The sequence below is a fragment of the Enterococcus sp. AZ077 genome, from assembly GCF_051714965.1.
Taxonomy (GTDB): domain Bacteria; phylum Bacillota; class Bacilli; order Lactobacillales; family Enterococcaceae; genus Enterococcus_B; species Enterococcus_B hirae.
Genome location: NZ_JBIOSX010000002.1, coordinates 76,901 through 94,482, shown reverse-complemented (window position 1 = coordinate 94,482; position 17,582 = coordinate 76,901). Strand labels below are relative to the sequence as shown.

At 33.3% G+C, this 17,582-nt stretch carries 22 protein-coding genes and 5 pseudogenes; 6 read left to right on the top strand and 21 right to left on the bottom strand.

The genetic code is table 11. The annotated features are described in order from the left end of the window. Window positions 1-3: 3 nt before the first annotated feature. From IGL28_RS13795 to IGL28_RS13770, 6 genes and pseudogenes are all read right to left on the bottom strand, one after another. Window positions 4-210, bottom strand: coding sequence for a hypothetical protein (locus IGL28_RS13795; RefSeq protein WP_081123666.1), 207 nt, complete (start codon window positions 208-210; stop codon window positions 4-6). Then, entirely contained in the window at window positions 211-534 is a 324-nt protein-coding gene (locus IGL28_RS13790) for an LPXTG cell wall anchor domain-containing protein (protein WP_081123665.1), read from the bottom strand. Window position 535: 1 nt separating this feature from the next. Next, entirely contained in the window at window positions 536-1,549 is a 1,014-nt protein-coding gene (locus IGL28_RS13785; RefSeq protein ID WP_081123664.1) for a DUF916 and DUF3324 domain-containing protein, read from the bottom strand. A gap of 187 nt (window positions 1,550-1,736) precedes the next feature. Then, complete coding sequence (locus tag IGL28_RS13780; RefSeq protein ID WP_128427720.1) at window positions 1,737-2,465, bottom strand: WxL domain-containing protein; 729 nt, start codon at window positions 2,463-2,465, stop codon at window positions 1,737-1,739. Window positions 2,466-2,865: 400 nt separating this feature from the next. After that, window positions 2,866-3,402: pseudogene (locus IGL28_RS13775) on the bottom strand (WxL domain-containing protein); the annotation flags it as partial. Window positions 3,403-3,438: 36 nt separating this feature from the next. Then, window positions 3,439-3,636 carry a hypothetical protein gene (locus IGL28_RS13770; protein ID WP_081125757.1) on the bottom strand — a complete coding sequence of 66 codons (198 nt, stop codon included), beginning with the start codon at window positions 3,634-3,636 and terminating at the stop codon, window positions 3,439-3,441. A gap of 535 nt (window positions 3,637-4,171) precedes the next feature. Between IGL28_RS13770 and tnpA the strand changes: the two genes are divergently transcribed. Further along, a complete protein-coding gene (tnpA, locus tag IGL28_RS13765; RefSeq protein ID WP_128427768.1) occupies window positions 4,172-4,576 on the top strand; it encodes an IS200/IS605 family transposase in 405 nt (134 codons plus the stop codon). A 16-nt stretch (window positions 4,577-4,592) separates the two neighbouring features. After that, a pseudogene (tnpB, locus tag IGL28_RS13760) lies at window positions 4,593-5,740 on the top strand (IS200/IS605 family element RNA-guided endonuclease TnpB). A 577-nt stretch (window positions 5,741-6,317) separates the two neighbouring features. On the opposite strand, the gene IGL28_RS13755 reads toward tnpB, so the two are convergent. The 8 genes and pseudogenes from IGL28_RS13755 to IGL28_RS13720 form a co-directional block, all read right to left on the bottom strand. Next, window positions 6,318-6,557 (bottom strand): hypothetical protein, encoded by a 240-nt coding sequence (locus tag IGL28_RS13755; RefSeq protein WP_081125810.1) that lies wholly within the window; start codon window positions 6,555-6,557, stop codon window positions 6,318-6,320. Between the two features lie 381 nt (window positions 6,558-6,938). Next, a complete protein-coding gene (locus tag IGL28_RS13750; RefSeq protein ID WP_128427798.1) occupies window positions 6,939-8,456 on the bottom strand; it encodes a peptidoglycan DD-metalloendopeptidase family protein in 1,518 nt (505 codons plus the stop codon). Further along, complete coding sequence (locus IGL28_RS13745; RefSeq protein ID WP_241547006.1) at window positions 8,457-8,630, bottom strand: hypothetical protein; 174 nt, start codon at window positions 8,628-8,630, stop codon at window positions 8,457-8,459. A gap of 384 nt (window positions 8,631-9,014) precedes the next feature. After that, window positions 9,015-9,214, bottom strand: a pseudogene (locus tag IGL28_RS13740) (type II toxin-antitoxin system RelE/ParE family toxin); the annotation flags it as partial. A 72-nt stretch (window positions 9,215-9,286) separates the two neighbouring features. Continuing rightward, complete coding sequence (locus IGL28_RS13735; RefSeq protein WP_181934730.1) at window positions 9,287-9,628, bottom strand: bacteriocin immunity protein; 342 nt, start codon at window positions 9,626-9,628, stop codon at window positions 9,287-9,289. After that, window positions 9,629-9,805: a leucocin A/sakacin P family class II bacteriocin gene (locus IGL28_RS13730; RefSeq protein WP_081125813.1), complete on the bottom strand. Its 177-nt coding sequence runs from the start codon at window positions 9,803-9,805 to the stop codon at window positions 9,629-9,631. Between the two features lie 231 nt (window positions 9,806-10,036). After that, window positions 10,037-10,168 carry a hypothetical protein gene (locus IGL28_RS13725; RefSeq protein ID WP_264082654.1) on the bottom strand — a complete coding sequence of 44 codons (132 nt, stop codon included), beginning with the start codon at window positions 10,166-10,168 and terminating at the stop codon, window positions 10,037-10,039. A 3-nt stretch (window positions 10,169-10,171) separates the two neighbouring features. Then, the gene (locus IGL28_RS13720; protein WP_128427803.1) at window positions 10,172-10,735 is read right to left on the bottom strand and encodes a recombinase family protein; all 564 of its coding nucleotides are present in this window, start codon (window positions 10,733-10,735) and stop codon (window positions 10,172-10,174) included. 239 nt (window positions 10,736-10,974) lie between these two features. Here IGL28_RS13720 and IGL28_RS13715 point away from each other — a divergent pair, with 239 nt between their 5' ends. The 3 genes from IGL28_RS13715 (at window position 10,975) to IGL28_RS13705 (ending at window position 13,119) form a co-directional block, all read left to right on the top strand. Further along, a complete protein-coding gene (locus IGL28_RS13715; RefSeq protein WP_197725939.1) occupies window positions 10,975-11,784 on the top strand; it encodes an SMODS domain-containing nucleotidyltransferase in 810 nt (269 codons plus the stop codon). A 26-nt stretch (window positions 11,785-11,810) separates the two neighbouring features. Continuing rightward, entirely contained in the window at window positions 11,811-12,380 is a 570-nt protein-coding gene (locus tag IGL28_RS13710) for an SLATT domain-containing protein (RefSeq protein WP_368026676.1), read from the top strand. A gap of 133 nt (window positions 12,381-12,513) precedes the next feature. After that, complete coding sequence (locus IGL28_RS13705; RefSeq protein ID WP_081129199.1) at window positions 12,514-13,119, top strand: recombinase family protein; 606 nt, start codon at window positions 12,514-12,516, stop codon at window positions 13,117-13,119. 186 nt (window positions 13,120-13,305) lie between these two features. Here IGL28_RS13705 and IGL28_RS13700 read toward each other — a convergent pair whose 3' ends face one another. Further along, complete coding sequence (locus tag IGL28_RS13700; protein ID WP_232088657.1) at window positions 13,306-13,509, bottom strand: hypothetical protein; 204 nt, start codon at window positions 13,507-13,509, stop codon at window positions 13,306-13,308. Between the two features lie 55 nt (window positions 13,510-13,564). On the opposite strand from IGL28_RS13700, the gene IGL28_RS13695 reads away from it, so the two are divergent. Then, window positions 13,565-14,721, top strand: a protein-coding gene (locus IGL28_RS13695; protein WP_376116533.1) for an IS3 family transposase whose coding sequence is annotated in 2 segments (ribosomal slippage) — window positions 13,565-13,823 and window positions 13,823-14,721 — 1,158 coding nt in all. Because the reading frame shifts where the segments join, the coding sequence is not laid out codon by codon here. Window positions 14,722-14,745: 24 nt separating this feature from the next. Here IGL28_RS13695 and IGL28_RS13690 read toward each other — a convergent pair. The 6 genes and pseudogenes from IGL28_RS13690 to IGL28_RS13665 all read right to left on the bottom strand — a co-directional run. After that, a complete protein-coding gene (locus tag IGL28_RS13690) occupies window positions 14,746-14,973 on the bottom strand; it encodes a hypothetical protein (protein WP_226062820.1) in 228 nt (75 codons plus the stop codon). 138 nt (window positions 14,974-15,111) lie between these two features. Beyond that, the gene (locus IGL28_RS13685; RefSeq protein ID WP_081129200.1) at window positions 15,112-15,360 is read right to left on the bottom strand and encodes a hypothetical protein; all 249 of its coding nucleotides are present in this window, start codon (window positions 15,358-15,360) and stop codon (window positions 15,112-15,114) included. 19 nt (window positions 15,361-15,379) lie between these two features. After that, a complete protein-coding gene (locus IGL28_RS13680) occupies window positions 15,380-15,583 on the bottom strand; it encodes a hypothetical protein (protein ID WP_272471493.1) in 204 nt (67 codons plus the stop codon). A 68-nt stretch (window positions 15,584-15,651) separates the two neighbouring features. After that, window positions 15,652-15,852, bottom strand: a pseudogene (locus IGL28_RS13675) (hypothetical protein). Then, window positions 15,849-16,199: a hypothetical protein gene (locus tag IGL28_RS13670; protein WP_081129245.1), complete on the bottom strand. Its 351-nt coding sequence runs from the start codon at window positions 16,197-16,199 to the stop codon at window positions 15,849-15,851. Before IGL28_RS13670 ends, IGL28_RS13675 begins: the two are co-directional and overlap by 4 nt. Then, window positions 16,200-17,440 (bottom strand): annotated as a pseudogene (locus tag IGL28_RS13665) (Y-family DNA polymerase); the annotation flags it as partial. Between the last annotated feature and the right edge of the window lie 142 nt (window positions 17,441-17,582).

Below are 17,582 nucleotides of genomic sequence, written 5' to 3'. Positions count from 1 at the left end.
TTCCTATAATTGATTATTGATGACAAAAAAGTAGATTACGCTCATGATCATTGTTCCTAATGCACACAGTATACTAAAGATATTCAAAAAAAGGAATCGTTTTTCTATCTGTTGCTGGACTACTTTTTTATAGTCTTTTAAAAACAGATATATGCTTACTATTAAGAAAATACTTCCCAACGTCAAATAAATTATCGGATAGGTATACATCTAATCTCTCCCCTTTACTATCTTTTTTGAATAATAAAGAGTACTACCAAGTATAACCAAACCAACTCCTAGCCAAGAATATCCATGATTCATGATTTCTCCTGTCTTTGGTAAAACACCACGCCTTTTTGGAACAATTTCCGATTCAGCCGATATATTTTCTACTCCTGGTAAATCTTTATCGGGGGCAATCGTTTCCCGTAATTCCACTGCTACATCTGTTTCTTTTGAGTCTGTCATTGCCGCAAAAACCATCGTAGAGGATTGTAGAAGGAAAACACCTAAAAACAAAAGAAGTATCATCGTAAATTTCTTATGTTTCATTTTAGTTCCCTCCCCTTCTACTTCTTATAAGCAAGAAAAGTATCGTCATGAAAGCCAATAATGCAAATACAAGTGAACCAATACTTACCCATTTCGGAATTTGGATTTGAAAGACGGATTCTTGATTGATTTTTTTGGCCTGTTCTTCCGTGATCTCAAATTCTTTTTCAAACTTCCACTCTTTTTCCTCACCAGTCACTACACCCTTAAATAGATATTTCCCAGGTTTTAAATCTTCTTTTACCCAATCAAATTGAAATGGAAAAACAGAGAGCGGTGCTATGCTCACATTTTCTTGTTCTTTTGTTCGCACTACTTCTTTTGTTTTCTGATCGATGATCTGTCCTTCTACTTTCGAATCTGGGAATATGTAAGGATTAGGGTTTAAAATGTCTGCTTGAATAATTCGACGACCATCATAAAGAATAGGGCCAACATCTTCTAATTCGACTGAAATATACTGTTTCATTTGATTTTCTGTTTCATTCGTCAATACTACGCCCAAAGTATAACTATACGTATTTTCAACAGAAACCGTTTGTTTACTTTCTTCTTCATCTTTTTTTTCAGAAACAACAATTCCTCCCAAGACGATTCCTTCAAATCTGTCTTTAGGCATCATTACACTCAATGTTGTTTCTTTGGTACTATTTGCAGGCACTTTCACTTCTGATTGATTCGCCTTAACAAGTTGTGTTAAGGGTGTCTTCAACAACGCATGATTTTCAATCATTCCAGTATAATCAATGATGCCGTTAGGATTTGTATTGGCATCAGTTACTTTAATTTCTAATGTTTTTTCTTTTGACGATTCATTGATCAACTTCACTTTGATTTCATCTTTTTCTCCAGGATCTTCTTTCAAGTAAAAATAGCCAACAGAAGAATCTAATTGATGAGCATTTGGCACGCCTTCAATGGTAAATCCACCAATCCCTTCTTCCCCATACGCAATGACTCCCCCACAGAAAAAGATAGATAAGATAAGTATTGTCATGCCAATCGCTCGTTTCATTTCCATACCATCCTTTTCATTATTAAGGTATTCACGTGAACACTATTAATCTATCCTTTTTAGTAACTAAAAACTAGAAAAAATTCTCTTCCTATATCGTCACTAATCAATAAACACACTATTATCCGTCTTTTCAAGAGAAAGAGATAACTGTAATTTATAAATTAAAATTCAAAAATATAACTTTCTAAGGTGTAACTAATAAATTCCAATCGACTGTTCCATTATATGTTTTTGCCTCTAAATTTGTGGCATTAGGAATAGTCAATTGAAGACTCCCTAATGTTCCCAAACGATAATCATAGGTTCCTTTTCCGACTGTTCCTTGTTCTTTTTTCATAATTTCAGTCGTTCCACCTGTAGAAATAGTTACATTTGAATTTCCAATAACATCTGTTTGGGCAACTAACTGATTGGTTTGGAAAGGATCTGTCCCATTATTTGTATTTTGCATCACTGTTCCCGTTGAATTGTTTAAAGTGATCGTTGATCCAGGAAGTTCATCATTCGTCCAGTTTAATTGGGCAGACAATGTCCATTGATTATTTTGACGGGTTGCATCTTTTATACCAATATTATAGGTTGCATTAGAAGACATTGAATCACTACGATCATTTAATGATAAAGTGGCTTGTCCTAAATTTCCAGAAAAGGCAAACGCTTTAGGATAATAAGCAATTCCTAATTTTCCTTCTTCTCCTATTACACCTCCATGAGTCGGTTCATTCCCTCCGTTATCAGGATCAGTAGGATCAGTAGGTGGATTAGGAGTTCCAGGATCATTCGCATTTAAGGTAGCGCTTACAGGAGTTTCCGCACTGTTTGGATCAGCTATTTGATCCGAAAATACCGTTTCATTATTAGCTAAAACACCTACCATTACAATACTACTAAATAAGATACTTTGCTTTTTCATTTTCTATACACTCCCTTTTTGTTTTTCATTTCGATAAAAATAAAACATGAATACAAAAAAATATAATGCGCATTACGTATAAAAGATACAACGTATATTATAATTAATCAATTATTTCGCCTTTATAAAATTAAAATTTAATCCCCATCTCTTTTATTTGCAAAATTCAGTAAATTTATATTTACATAAAATAATTTATTCTTACAATATATAACCATCAGTTAATTTTAATACAAAAACAGACTGCTCCAAGAACAGTCTGCGAAAAGGAAAGATGTTATCGCATATAAAAATACGTGTGGGTAGATCACATAAACAATATGCGATAACATTTTCCTTTTATGAATGCGTATCTATGTTTCAAGAAGTGAAAAATAGATACTGTCATCTTATCATTGAATTAATCGACACTAGAGCTTGAAGTGTCTGGCGAAATTTGTAAATTCCAATTTACATTTCCGCTATATTGTTTCGCAACCAAATCAGTCGCATTAAGAATCATCAACTTCAAAGTACCTACATTACCTAAACTATAATCATAAGTTCCTTTACCTACTGTAACTTTACCTTTTTTCATAATAGTAGTTGGACTATTACTAATAACAACTGTGTTTGAATCAGTGCCTTGAACATCATTTTGTGATACTAAATCTTCATTTTGGAAATTAGATATGCCATCATTTTGATTTAGTTTTACTTTTCCTTGATCTGGATTCGTTACTGTAATTTCAGAACCTGGCAATTCACTGTTACTCCACTGCAATTGTGCAGTTAATGTCCAAGAATTATTTTGGCGCGTATTATCTTTTACACCGATATTGTAAGTAGTTTTATCACTACTAGTATTACTTCTCGAATCATTAAGTGTTAACTCAGTAGGTCCTAGATTCCCTGTGAAAGAAAATCCTTTAGGAAAGTACGCAATCCCTAAATTTCCTTCTTCACCTGTAACTCCACCACCAACTGGTTCATTCTATGTGATATCAGGATTATTAGGATCAGAAGGTGGCTTAGGCGTCATTTGTTGCGGTGTCGTTAAATCGGCCGTGACTGGTGTTGATGCACTTGCTGGATCAGCTGTTTGTGTTGGTTCTGCCGCATAGACACCTCCTGAACTAAGTAACGAAGTCAAAATAATTGCAATACTTGCTATCATACTTGTTCGTTTCATTGAAAACTTCCTTTCAAATTAATTATTTTCAACGAAATTATAAGAAACACAAAATATAGACGCAATGCTCTGAAAACTGATCAATAATTATTACTTATCCTAAATACCTATTTTATAGGATTTATCTAAGCTAAAAAGTCATTTTGTTGTATGGAAATTTTAAATTTAAAATCTCCTTCTTTTTAACTTAAAAAATACATCTACATAGAAATGTTCATTCGTTTTCTCCCATTGAATAATTGGTGTTCTGTCGTACCTGTCATTAAATTCCAACTTATAATTTTTCCCTAATCTATTGTAAAATTACCTATCCCTTTCTAAAATTTTCTTAGCTATAAGCTACTACTATTTTGAAAGGAGAATCCTATGTTTAACAGAATTAGGCAGAAGTCGCCCATCCTCTATAGGTGGGTGATGAATGCCGTTCGGTATGAGGGTTACCGTTGGTAACTCGAAGACCGACAACTAAGGCGTATTGCCTCTTTATTTTGTCCCATGTTACAATCAGTCTATACAAGAAATGAGTTGATATAACATGGAATTAGATACAAATAACCATTCAGTATTTCTTCTTTATTACCACCTTGTTTTAGTAACGAAATATCGTAGACAAGTAATTGATAATGAAATATCTAACTACGCTAAAGCGACTTTTGAAAGAATCTCAGAATCGTATCACATCACTTTAGTTGAGTGGAATCATGATAAAGACCAGGTTCATATTATGTTCAAAGCTCAACCAAAAACAGAATTGACAAAATTTGTCAATGTCTATAAAAGTGCTAGTTCACGTTTGATAAAGCGCAATTATCCAAGAATCAAACAATTTCTTTGGAAAGAAATGTTCTGGTCAAAAAGTTTTTGTCTTTTGACAACTGGTGGAGCACCAATTGATGTGATTAAGAAGTATATTCAAAATCAAGGAAACAATCATAAATAGAAAACAGGTGAGCTTTATGGAGCGACTAAAAGCATATAAATTTAGAATCTATCCAACAGAAGAACAAGAGACTTTCTTTGCTAAGTCTTTTGGCTGTGTCCGTAAGGTCTACAATCTAATGCTTGATGACCGAATGAAAGCTTATAAAGAAACTAGGAAAGATTCCTCTAAAAAAATGAGTTTTCCAACGCCTGCAAAATATAAGCAAGATTTTCCGTTCTTGAAAGAAGTGGATAGTCTTGCTTTAGCGAATGCACAACTCAACCTAGATAAGGCGTACAAGAACTTCTTTCGCGATAAATCCGTCGGATTTCCTCGTTTCAAAAGCAAGAAAATCCAGTTCAAAGCTATACGACTAACAATCAAAATGGAACAATCGCTTTGATTGATAATAAATTCGTCAAACTTCCTAAGTTGAAGTCATTAGTTAAAATTACACTCCATAGACAACCTAAAGGTCTGATTAAATCCGCTACAATATCACGTCATTCTAGCGGTAAATATTATATTTCCTTATTGTGTAAAGAAGAAATAGCTGAGCTTCCTAAAACTAATTCCGCTATTGGAATTGACCTTGGTATAACTGATTTTGCAATTCTTTCTGATAGTCAAAAGATTGATAACAATAAATTCACGTCAAAGATGGCAAAGAAACTTAAACGTGAACAACGTAAGTTGTCAAGACGTGCCTTATTAGCTAAACAAAAAGGTATCAATCTGTTTGAAGCTAGCAATTATCAAAAACAAAAACGTAAAGTAGCACGATTGCATGAAAAAGTAATGAATCAACGTACTGATTTTCTGAATAAGTTGAGTACAGAAATAATCAAAAATCACGATATTATCTGTATTGAAGACTTAAACACAAAAGGTATGTTGCGTAATCATAAACTAGCAAAAAGTATTTCGGATGTTTCTTGGTCTAGTTTTGTGACTAAATTACAATACAAAGCTGACTGGTACGGTCGGAAAATTATCAAAGTGGATAAGTGGTTCCCATCTAGTCAAATCTGTTCGAATTGTGGACATGAAGACGGCAAGAAATCTCTTAAAATTCGAGAATGGACTTGTCCTATTTGTCATGCTCATCATGACCGAGATATCAACGCTAGCATCAATATCCTGGCCGAAGGTCTAAGGCTACATTCTATAGGACTGGCTTAGATCAAATAAACAAGAACCGTAGGAACTACGGGGATAGCTTGGTCAATAAGAGACACCGCTGTTAGTAAAAAAATAAGCTATCAAGTATGCTCTATTCCCAAGAAGCTCCCACTTCAAGCGTTAAGAACCGTCAGGTTTAGCTAAGTGGTGAGTAGTTCACAAGGTCAATAAGCGTTGTAATATTCTTTTGACTTGGTTTCATTGGTAACCGCAACATCCATAAAATACAGCGGTATCCATTAAAGTATAAACACCTCCGACACGCATCGTATCCGTAATTCGGTTAGGTCGAGTAAACATGTTTGTTCCTTCCTTTCATTTATCAGTAAAAATTGAAGAACCCTATTGAGAAATAGAGTTCTTCATCAAATACCAATATAATCACTTATTCTTCTTTCTTTGCGTCTTTTTTAGATTCTTTAAGTTCACTTTTTATTCTTCGTTTTTGTTGGCGATACTGCCCATAATCTTTTCCGAGATCATAAGCATCTCGACGTTTACTCATCAAGGACGAAGAATGATAACGTCTAGGATCTTCTTTTCCATAGCCAAATACTTTATTTTTAGTTGCTTGTTTTTATGGATTATTTTTCTTATGTTGAGACAATTCTTGATTTAATCGGTCAGACTTCGCAGAAATCGTTCGTTTTGGCTTTTCTTCAGTTTTAGGAGATTTTGGATCGTCAGAATCTTGATTAAAACCAGTCTCTTTTTCATTATTAGCTGATAAATGAGCCTCTTCATTTCCAGATGAATAAGAATTTAAATCATCTGAATTGGTCGTTTCTTCTGATTCTTCAGCCTCTTGACGTGCCATTTCATTACTCTTATACTTCCTATAAAATCTGAATCACTAACAATTAGCACAATAATTATTATTAGTTTTGTTTTATCTATAATTACTCACGCTATCGGACTCACTTTAGTACATTTAAGTAAAATAAATATTATTTCAGTCTATAAGATACTAGATATTTCAAAAGACTTTTTTACTCATGTATTGCTTTTTTTCACATTACTTCTACAATTTACTGATATGTTATCTTTTGATGATACAAGCCTTCTAACACAATTGGAAGAAAGAAAATCATGGTTACTTGAATGTGTGGCTATAGGTATAACTGCTCTCTCACTACAATTTATTTATTTTCTTAAATATCAATTAAATGATATAGAGCTTAAAAAACAGCCTTATTCATCAGAATAAGACTGTTTCTGGATCAACCAATTGTGATTGGTTTAAACTATGATTTAGGCACAATTCAAAATGTAAGTGACTGCCTGTACTGTTTCCTGTTGAACCAACATAACCAATAATCTGCCCTTGTTTTACTTTGTCACCCACTTTGACTTGATATTCTTGTTGGTGCGCATATAAAGCCGTTGTACCGTCTTCGTGCTCGATAGCTACAACATTGCCCCATGATGGGTGAAACTCTGCTTTAACGACCGTTCCTGCCTTGCTGGCATAGATTGGCTCACCTTGTGGCGCTGCTAAATCTAATCCTCGATGAAATTCTCCCCCACGAGTACCAAACGGACTAGAAATCGTGTAATTCTTTAATGGAACGACATACCCTTTTTTGTTTAGTTGTGGGCCCGCTACTTCTTTATCATACTTGGTTAAGTCATAGGTTTCGATTAACCCATTTAATTTTTTATCGTAGCTAGTGTCTGTCGCATAACGACCTGTTAGAAACTTCGTTGCTTCTTGATATGTTTTTGCATTGGTCTTCCAAACTCCATCGTAGAAATGGCTATTTCCTGTTAAACCCTCTTTTAATAGTTGAGCATAGTCATTTAAGCTATCCTCATAGTTCTCATACTGTCTGAAAGTTGCCTGAGTAGTATAAAGTGTCCCATTACCTAAATCTTCTTGTGTCGCAAAAGAGACGCCTTTTCCGTTATGTGTGCCTTTGATTCCAAACAAGTTGTAATTTGGTGCTTGTGCTAACTGACTTTGACCACTAGCCGATTCTAAAATCGCTTGGGCAATCATGACGGAAGCATACAAATCATTTTCTTGTCCGATTTTACGAGCAGATTCGCCAATTTTTCGAATAAATGTTTCGCCTGATTCGTCTTTTTCAAAATAAATGTTTCCTTCGTTATCCTTTTTGCTAGAAGGGACTAATTCTTGAATGGGCGCAGTTGGTGCTTGACGATAAGCTTTTGACTCTTCTTGCACAGTTGGTTGAGCTTGTGCCTTTGTTTCTGCTTTTGGTTGTGCATTTTGTCCAGTGGTTGAAGGCTGTTTCGAAACTGATTGTGAAGGAGTGACTTCCGCAGGTTTTGTTGGCTGTGTCACTTCTTGATTCACTGATTCACTTGGTTTTGTGGTTTGCTGTTCCACAGGCTTCGTTTCTGAAGGCTTAGTAGGTTCTTGCGTATTATTTTCTGGTTGACTAGAGTCTGTCGTACCAGGAGTAGTTGTTTCTGGTTTAGATTCTGTTGTTTGTGAACTATCTGTCGTAGAGTCTGTCGTTTGATCGGTTGATTCACTTGGTTTTTGCTCAGATCGTTCAATGGAAGAATCAGTTGTGGTTTCTTCCTTAGTCGTATCTGTACTATCAGTTGTAGAATTGTCAGTATTCACTGTCGTTGATTGTTCTGTCGCTACATTTGATGGTTTTTCATCTGCTAAAACAGATGGAGTATAACCAACAACTTGACCTAATAACAATAAAGCAGACAATAATTTACTCGTTTTCTTCATCTACAAATTTTCTTCCTTTCCTTTATTCAATATAGTTTCTGCAGGAATCTTTTGTCGAATTTGAACCCACCAATAATCTGGTAACCTAGGAACATATCCTTCTTTTTCTGCAATAAACAAACAATTTAAAACAACAGATATACTTAAAGAAAATTCATGATAGTTATCCTTCATTTTGAAAAATAGTTCTTCTGAACATTCTTCACACAGCGTATGATCTTCTACTTACCAAACGCTTTCTTTTAAGTCAGGAGACACCTGATTATCACAATTGTTATTCACTTATCATTATCCTCCTTCATTCTAACAAAAATCTCTCAACAATAAAGTAACTTCACATTTTTTTCAAAAAATTTTTATAATTTACGGGGAAATAATATGAAAAAAATAACATTTGGTTAAAACTAGGAAAATCTATTTTAGTAGTAATTTTTTTATTGTAGGATTTTTTGTTGCTCAAGTGATATTTTCTTTATTTTTACAGCATAGATAAGAAAATAGCCAAAAGATATATATACTCTTTTGGCTACAGTCTGAGTCGTTCTAAAGAAGAACGACCTAAATAATTTTCTTCAACGGTTCATAAAAATTTTCATGTGTTCCACGTAACAATACTGGAATCACCTTATTTTCCCTGATTTCATAAGCCACTCTATAAATTGTACTGCATATCTAAAACCATTAGACCAAATACCTGATAAATCTCCAGTTTTTTGTTCACCTTTATATGGATCAACCGCAATTTCATCATATATTAGCTTCTTTAAATCATATTATATTTCTCCATTCAATTGAATTTTTCAACTATTCAATTGAATGGAGAAATATAATTATCTAATAGGTACTTTTTCAGAATAACTATAGAATTGAGATTTATCTGTAAAATTAGCTTTATATTTACTGTTAATTCCAGCCTTTTTAGATATATCTCCCAATTCTATTAATAACTTTTCATCATTTCCTAAAAAATGAATTTTATTGTCAAAGCCAACAATATAGATATAATTCACCAATTTGTTTATTAATATTTCTGGATATTTTTCGCTATCTATTTTTTTATAGACTTGCAACAAAACATCTGTAATATCTAATATAGCTTTGGTCTCATCACGCTTCTTTAAACTATTATATAATTCATGAATTATTTTTTTTGTTTCATCAATATCAATCATTTAAATCCTTCCTCCACTAAAACTACCAAACAAATTATCTCCCCAACGTTTAACCCCTTCTGACCAAGCTTGTCCCCAATTTACCCAACATTTTTGCTTATTACAATACACACCATTTCCGTAATACGTAGCAGCGTCTATATTTGTTCCTAATGCTGTAAACCCAATACTAATCATACTACAACAGACTAAAACTTTAACGAACTTCTTTTATGTAGAAACTATATAGCTATTGGTATAGCTTTGTAAACGTTAAAACAAAAGAATTTCCCTAACACTTTTGTAAGTTGGTATCCATCAATTCCAATTATTTTTATCCTAATCATTGTACCATTTCATTCAAAACAAATATTGCCATCAATACCTTCTTTTTATAAAAGAGCATGATTATTATTAACTTCTGCTTAATTATGTTAAAACTTTTTCTATATCTTTTTTGTTCCAGCTTACATCAATAATTATAAAATCCCTGAAATCTTTAGAAGTGACTATTTCTAAAGACGTTTTTTCATCCACTTTCACAGTTTTTGTTTTCATCATTCTTTATTTTCCCTCCAGTTTATCTAAGTAACGATAAATTGTTGTTCTAGAAACATTCCATCGTTCCGCAATTTTCTTAATCGGTGTTCCACTATCTACTAAAGTCTTCAGTAATTCCAAGTCTTGTTCAGTTAACTTTTCAGGACGACCACCAAATCGTTCTCTTTCTCGTGCAGCAGCACGTCCAGCAGCTGAACGCTCTAAAATCAGATTACGTTCAAATTCTGTGAACGCCGCGAATAGATGAAACATAACTTGACCAGTCGAACTGGATTTATCCATCGTGATATTTTCTTGAAGACTATGAAAACTCACACCACGTTCATTCAATCGATTGACGATTGAAATCAAATCTTCCATATTTCTTCCCAGACGATCTAAACGCCAAATGACAAGTGTATCTCCAGAACGAATAAAATCGAGCGCCATTTCTAATCCTGGTCGATTACTTTTTGCCCCACTCATATGATCAGTAAAAATTTTTTCACAACCAAATTTGTTTAAACTATCCTCTTGTAAATCTAAATTTTGTAAACCGGTAGATACTCGTGCGTACCCTATTTTCAAAAAAATCACTCCTTCATTAATTTCATCGTAACATAACTTTATCTACATAGTTTAACTGAACATAGATTTTGTTATGGGTTTATGAACATAAAATGAATTGATTTTTTATAAAATAAAGCTAAAAAATAAAGTGTCCAGAAACGGCGGATTTTCTGTACACTACTTATAATGATTGATTGAAATACTAATTTTACGATATTATAGAATAGAAGAATACATTTAAAGGGAAGATGATAAACATGGGATTATTAATTCAAAAATCTAATTTTTATTCTATCCCACTATATAAACGTCAACGAATAGCCACAAGATATCATAGAATTACTAAAGCAATAAATAGAGCATTTTGGAATTCTGAAAGCGATTCTGCTCACAGCTTATATGTAGGATCTTATGGAAGAGGAACTGCAATAAGCACTAGTGATATAGATATATTAGTTGAATTACCAATGTCAGAATTGGATAGATTTAAGAGTTATTCGTCAAATGGACCATCTAGATTATTACAAGTTATACGAAAAACAATTCTAGAGATATTACCAAGTAGTGATATTAGAGCTGATGGACAAATTGTTAAAATAAATTTTCATGATGGAATTAAGTTTGAAATAGTACCAGCATTTAATGACAAAGATTATTTTGGAAATTCAAAAGGATTTATCTATCCAGATTCAAATATGGGTGGAAACTGGAAGGCTACTAATCCTAAAAAAGAGCAGGAAGCTATGAAACTAAAAAATATCCAAAGTAATAATTTGTTATACGATACTTGTAAGCATTTTCGTCATGTAAGAGATACAGAATTTAAAAGCTATCACCTTTCAGGAATAGTCATTGATAGTTTTGTTTATGAAGCTATAGGGAGCTGGAAATATGTAGACAATAATAATGGGCAAGTTGTAAATTCAGGAGAATACGAAAAAACTTTATTAAATTACTTTAATTCACATAATATATTTGGCTTTTTAAATTTATATTCTCCTGGAAGTAATCAATTTGTTGATACAGAAAATAGCATTGTATGCCTTGAAAAAGTTTTAAAAAAATAGCTTTATAAAGAGTTGTGGGGGATAATATGGAAGAAGAAAAAAAGTGTTTAGAAATTCAACTACGTGAAGCTTATGGTCGAGTAACTTATACTTATACGACTCATTTAAAACAAGCAGATAGAATCATTTCTAAAAATAAACGTTTAAAATGTGTTCAGATAGGATTATCAGCTGTTACTACTGGAGGATTTTTGGGGACTATCATTACTACTAATCATATTTCAACAATTATTGCTGGTCTATGTTCTACAATTTCTCTTGGATTGAATTTATACTTTAAAAATTTTAATCTTGCTGAAGAAGCTAAAAATCATCAAATTATTGCTGATAAATTATGGTTAATTAGAGAAAAATATATAAGTTTACTAACAGATTTAAATCGTTTGAGCATTAATAATATCACAAATGAAAGAGATAAATTAATGAACGCAACCCATGAAATCTATATAAATACTCCAAAAACAGATAGTAAAAGTTATAAATTAGCACTAAAAGCACTAAAAGCACTAAAATCTGAAGAAGAGCAATTTTTTTCAGAAGAAGAATTAGATAAAATGTTACCAGATCACCTTAGAAAAAAGGTTTCTAACTACTGAACTCTTTTTTCTAAGGTGATTTTTTGCCATTTATTAAATAAAATATTCGTCATTTAAAAAGAAAAATGACATCTGGTTTTATCGTGTATGATTAGGATGTATTTTAAATAGTTGCAGAAAGTAGGTAAAAATTTTGAGAGTTGCATACATACGTGTCTCATCCATCGATCAAAATGAACAACGCCAGATTGAAGAAATGAAAAAATTCGGTGCAGAGAGAATTTTCATCGAGAAACAATCGGGCGCAACGATTACTCATCGACCTGTTTTCCAAGAAACATTGGATTTCGTCCGAGATCAAGACATTTTTATTGTGGAAGCTATTGATCGACTTGGAAGAAATTACGACGAGATCATCGCTTCAGTCAATTACCTAAAGAAGAAAAACGTACAGCTAATCATCACCAGTCTACCGATCATGGCTGAAGCAATTGGTAACCCTCTCCTGGATAAATTCATTAAGGATCTGATCATACAAATTTTGGCCATGATCGCTGAACAAGAGCGTACCGAATCTAAACGACGCCAGGCGCAAGGCATTAAAATTGTGAAAGCAAATGGAGTTTATAAAGGTCGTCCAAAACTTTATAGTGCAGATACAAAAAATCCTCAACGACGTTTAGTTTATGAAAACATCGTTAAGGACTTGAATGAAGGCATCTCTATTTCAAAGATTACAAAGAATTATAACGTTACTAGACAAACAATATATAGAATTAAAAAAGATTTGAATTTATAGATCGTTACACCTTCTATACAACTCTCTTAAGTCTAATTTTGGACCATTCATATTATAAATACCATATTCATTAGGTTTAAAAAGATTTTTACGATCTTGTCTTGCCTCAAATTTACAACATACCTTAATAATTTTATAACTGAATTCAATAAAATCATATTTTGTTAGAAAACTAAGATGTTCTAACTACTTATATCCACCATCAATTTGTTCAATAATTTCTTTTGCAGGAGAAGTCTGAGCTGAGCTTTTAAGTTCTATCAGAAATACTGTTTTATTTGCTTCACTTATGATGATGTAGTCACAATCTTTAGGTTTTTCTTTTATATATTGGGTATTACTCTTCATAAGATCTGGTCTTATTTGCATGTATCCTAATAAAGTGGACACATTTTTTTGTATACTCTTAAATAAATAGACACAAATTTTGAAAGGACTTTTTAATATGGGAAACAACAGAAAATCACCACGTAAATTTGATGAAGAGTTTAAAAAATCCATTGTGAAACTTCACGAAAGTGGTAAAACTCAACATGCTTTATCTAAAGAGTACGGCATTGCTCTTTCTTCAATTGCTCGTTGGGTCAAACAATATTCTGAAGTAAAAATTGATGATGACACGATCCTTACGGCTCGTCAGATCAAACAGCTACAAAAACGAAATGCGCAGCTCGAGGAGGAAAATTTAATCCTAAAAAAAGCGATTGCCATATTCACGCCTCGCTCGACGAACGATTAAAAGCCATACACATTCTTCGATATGAACACAGTATTGTTACACTCTGTCGTGTACTCAAAGTCAATCGTTCCACTTATTACAAACGCTTTTCTGGAAAAGTAGTCCCAAGAACAAAAGAAAATCAACACCTAAGAAAAATGATTTTAGAAATTTATACTTCTTCTCAAAAACGTCTTGGCGCTGCAAAGATCCAACGGATCCTTTTGCGTGATTATGGCATTTCGATTAGTATTGGTCGCGTTTATCGCTTGATGAAATCAATGAACCTACCAAAAATGTCTACAGTAAAACCTGTTTTCAAAAAAAGAAAAAACAAGGTTTCTTTGACACGTCCAAATCATCTAAACCAAGCGTTCAATCTACCAGCACCCAATCAAGTTTGGACGAGTGATTTTTCTTATATCCCCATCGGTAAGAAAACATTTGCGTATTTGTGTGTCGTTTTAGATTTATTTTCTAGAAAAGTAATTGCTTGGACTGTAGGACCAACGATTAATACAAACCTAGCCATTCAAACAGTGGATAAAGCACTTCATTCTCGAAATTTAATGAGTCCTGTTCTTTTTCATACAGATCAAGGGTCTCAATATACCTCTTTAGAATTTAGAAAGTTTATAGAGAATCATCCGATTGTCCATTCTCTTTCTAAACCAGGTTATCCGTGGGATAACGCCGTCATCGAAGCTTTTTTTAAATATATGAAAAAAGAAGAATTAAACCGCTGTTCATTTCATTCAATCGAAGAAGTACGGTTGGCTTGTTTCGCTTATATTGAAGGATTCTATAACACCAAACGTCCTCATGGAACATTAGATATGCTTACACCAACTGAAAAGGAGGCTCTTTACTTTGAAAATCTTTAAGTATCTTCTCTTTTTATGTCTACTTTATTGATATCTATCCAGTTCTACATTACTTGTCTCGTCAGTAGTAGTTGTTTCTATGACAGATTGTGTCTCACTAGTCACTTGTGTATCTTCAGTAGAACTCGTCGTTGATTCAGTCACAATTGTCGAATTTTCTGTGTTTATTTCCTCTGCTTTAGATACATTTGCTCCCATACTAACACTCATTAGTACACTAAAACTTGTCAATAGATAAAGATATCGTTTCATTTTTTCCTCCTAAATAAATTCTTCTCATAAGAAAATTATATCGAATAAAAAACGCATTCAATATTTCCGTTTGAAAAAATAAAAAAATTCTTCTGTTTCTAACAAGACAGAAGAACACCAAAAGAAAAATTCGTTAAACTATTTTTTTACAAGTTTTCTTACCATACGAATAATTAAAGAGATAGTTGGAATAATCATCAAGTACATGACTATATACCAAAAATCCACTAATACATTTTCCCATGTGACCGGAACAAATATCCCCATTAACAAAATGACCGCAAGAATAATCAAATTGAAAATAAATGCTGTCAAAAACTCATTTATGCTAACGGTTTCTTTGTACTTAAAACTATTTTTCCAGTAATTAATATACAGTTGAATCATTATCTTTTCTCACCTCTACTTACAAGATAGTATGATTATTAAAATCACCTTTCCCATCATATCGAGGAAAAGTATGACCTTCTTTCCGAAATTTTCTTTTTGAGATTAAATATCGTTCAATACCATAATCGGTTTCATGCTCAATAATAAACGTATTCTTTCGAAAACAAACTACTTTTCCTGTACAAGGTTCACCATTTACGTCAATTGTTGAAAGTTCCATCCCTTCCTGAATCATTTTATCAAATAAAAAAATTCTCTTCAATAAAAAATTTACTATATTTGTAACTTTCACCTTATTTTATTATACTTAAGAGAAGTAAAAGGAAAAATATAAAACCGAAAATCATGATATCCTGCCGCAGCTTCAACATAGAAGCAGAAGCATTCAATACCAACTTCATTTATCAAACATTGACCTTAGCCCCAACTATCTTCTAATAGCTGTTCAAATATTATATATTTTAGCTCATATTGCTGGATTATATTCATTTTAAATGACTCCATTTTTGTTCCTGGTAAAATTCAATATGGCGTATTTCATCGTAGTGAACTTTATCCTCACCTACATAGATACCAAGTCCATCCCCACCTAAGATCTTACCTACAATGACCTCCGGATAATAATCATCCATGTCACGCTCTTCTTTTTGGATACAGATAGTTCTATTTTTCATTATTGCTGTCTTCAGTATTTTTGAAATCTCTTCAGTTTTCATTTGTTCTTTTGCTAAGTTTCTATTAGCTCGTTGTTCATTTTCGGCGTCAATTTCCTCGGTATGATCTGATAAGTAAAATCCAGCCCATTTCAACCGTCCTCGATCGCTATAATCAATCATTTTTAAGCCCCCATTGCCTCCTGCATATCCACCAACCAATGTACTTCTAGTAATACTTCGAGCGCCTTCTACCATCGAAGAAGCATGTACAATCGACGTAAAACCATACTTCTGCCTAATTTTATCTAGTTTTTCTTCATCAATCTGCTTTTGTGGATCACTAAACAAATCCAATTGAAGCGAATCAGTATAAACTAGCTTACTATAGGTAATACCAACATGTCGGACTTCTTGTCCTTCGTAATACTTATCAAATAAGAAAAGACAGTAATTCTGCAGCTCTCTTGTATTGTCTGTGTTAGGAATTTTCATTTAGTGTGAAAACCCTGGTCTCGTTTCTAAGATCGAAGTTCCAATGTGTAAATGAACACAACCTGTTTTACAGTGGTGTTGTCTAATACGGATTGCTACTTGTTCCGCCATTTCTTTTACGATAAGCTTGATTTCTTCCTTCTTGGTATAATCTCGTGGTAACACTTGTGAATTACCATAGGATTTCTCTTTGGTTGGTTCTGGCGGGATCGCTATATCTGTTCGATCGATCCCATTAGCATGAAAGTACAGCTGTAAACCAATCACACCTAAACGGCTCTTAATATTGTATGGATTCCAATTAGCTAAATCTTTAATACTCATGATACCCATTTTGTTGAGCCTTTTTTTCATTCGAGAGCCAATGCCCCAAAAGTCCGTCATTTCAGGAATATTCCATACTTTCTCAGGAACATTTTGATACGTCCATTCAGCAATAAAATCTTCATTTTGCTTTGCTTCGTTGTCTAAAGCTAGTTTTGCCAATAAAGGATTATCACCAATTCCCATCGTAGCAATCAATCCTAGCTCTTCTTTAATGCTCTCCTGGATCATTTGAGCCAACTTCTTTCTTCTTTGACTTCATGTTCCTTCAGTCGTAAATAGATCAATAGATCTTCGTCTGCTACATACCTTCTGAAAATATTGTTTACCTGCATGTTTCGTTTAATGTACAGGTTCATACGTGGCGGAACGACATGTAACGTTTTAGGATAAGGCTGCGGTAGATCTCGCGGCCGGCTGACATTAGAGATTCCATATTTTTCCTTTGCAGCTGGTGAAGAAGCTAAAATAAGCCTTGATCCTGTATTGTCCGCTCGACTCATCACGACTAATTCAGTCGTTAATGGATCTAAATCCCTTTCTATACATTCGACACTTGATAGCGATAGGTAATCCTTTGATATAGTCTCCGGATTTTCCCCCACTCCACACCGTACATGCGACTTTCACCGCATACGGCGTTCCATCAATGTCTACTAACAGATATCATACAGTTATAAATTCAGCAACAATTCACAATTTTTCACTTTTTTCCGGAACTGGTTAATTATCTCAAGCTGAGCGCCT

Bases quoted from the DNA above. Each gene is read 5' to 3' on its own strand.
- IGL28_RS13795 (WP_081123666.1), bottom strand. From the start codon at position 210: ATGTATACCTATCCGATAATTTATTTGACGTTGGGAAGTATTTTCTTA.
- IGL28_RS13790 (WP_081123665.1), bottom strand. From the start codon at position 534: ATGAAACATAAGAAATTTACGATGATACTTCTTTTGTTTTTAGGTGTT.
- IGL28_RS13785 (WP_081123664.1), bottom strand. From the start codon at position 1,549: ATGAAACGAGCGATTGGCATGACAATACTTATCTTATCTATCTTTTTC.
- IGL28_RS13780 (WP_128427720.1), bottom strand. From the start codon at position 2,465: ATGAAAAAGCAAAGTATCTTATTTAGTAGTATTGTAATGGTAGGTGTT.
- IGL28_RS13770 (WP_081125757.1), bottom strand. From the start codon at position 3,636: ATGAAACGAACAAGTATGATAGCAAGTATTGCAATTATTTTGACTTCG.
- tnpA (WP_128427768.1), top strand. From the start codon at position 4,172: ATGGAATTAGATACAAATAACCATTCAGTATTTCTTCTTTATTACCAC.
- IGL28_RS13755 (WP_081125810.1), bottom strand. From the start codon at position 6,557: ATGGCACGTCAAGAGGCTGAAGAATCAGAAGAAACGACCAATTCAGAT.
- IGL28_RS13750 (WP_128427798.1), bottom strand. From the start codon at position 8,456: ATGAAGAAAACGAGTAAATTATTGTCTGCTTTATTGTTATTAGGTCAA.
- IGL28_RS13745 (WP_241547006.1), bottom strand. From the start codon at position 8,630: ATGAAGGATAACTATCATGAATTTTCTTTAAGTATATCTGTTGTTTTA.
- IGL28_RS13735 (WP_181934730.1), bottom strand. From the start codon at position 9,628: ATGATTGATATTGATGAAACAAAAAAAATAATTCATGAATTATATAAT.
- IGL28_RS13730 (WP_081125813.1), bottom strand. From the start codon at position 9,805: ATGATTAGTATTGGGTTTACAGCATTAGGAACAAATATAGACGCTGCT.
- IGL28_RS13725 (WP_264082654.1), bottom strand. From the start codon at position 10,168: ATGATGAAAACAAAAACTGTGAAAGTGGATGAAAAAACGTCTTTAGAA.
- IGL28_RS13715 (WP_197725939.1), top strand. From the start codon at position 10,975: ATGGGATTATTAATTCAAAAATCTAATTTTTATTCTATCCCACTATAT.
- IGL28_RS13710 (WP_368026676.1), top strand. From the start codon at position 11,811: ATGGAAGAAGAAAAAAAGTGTTTAGAAATTCAACTACGTGAAGCTTAT.
- IGL28_RS13690 (WP_226062820.1), bottom strand. From the start codon at position 14,973: ATGAAACGATATCTTTATCTATTGACAAGTTTTAGTGTACTAATGAGT.
- IGL28_RS13685 (WP_081129200.1), bottom strand. From the start codon at position 15,360: ATGATTCAACTGTATATTAATTACTGGAAAAATAGTTTTAAGTACAAA.
- IGL28_RS13680 (WP_272471493.1), bottom strand. From the start codon at position 15,583: ATGGAACTTTCAACAATTGACGTAAATGGTGAACCTTGTACAGGAAAA.
- IGL28_RS13670 (WP_081129245.1), bottom strand. From the start codon at position 16,199: ATGATTGATTATAGCGATCGAGGACGGTTGAAATGGGCTGGATTTTAC.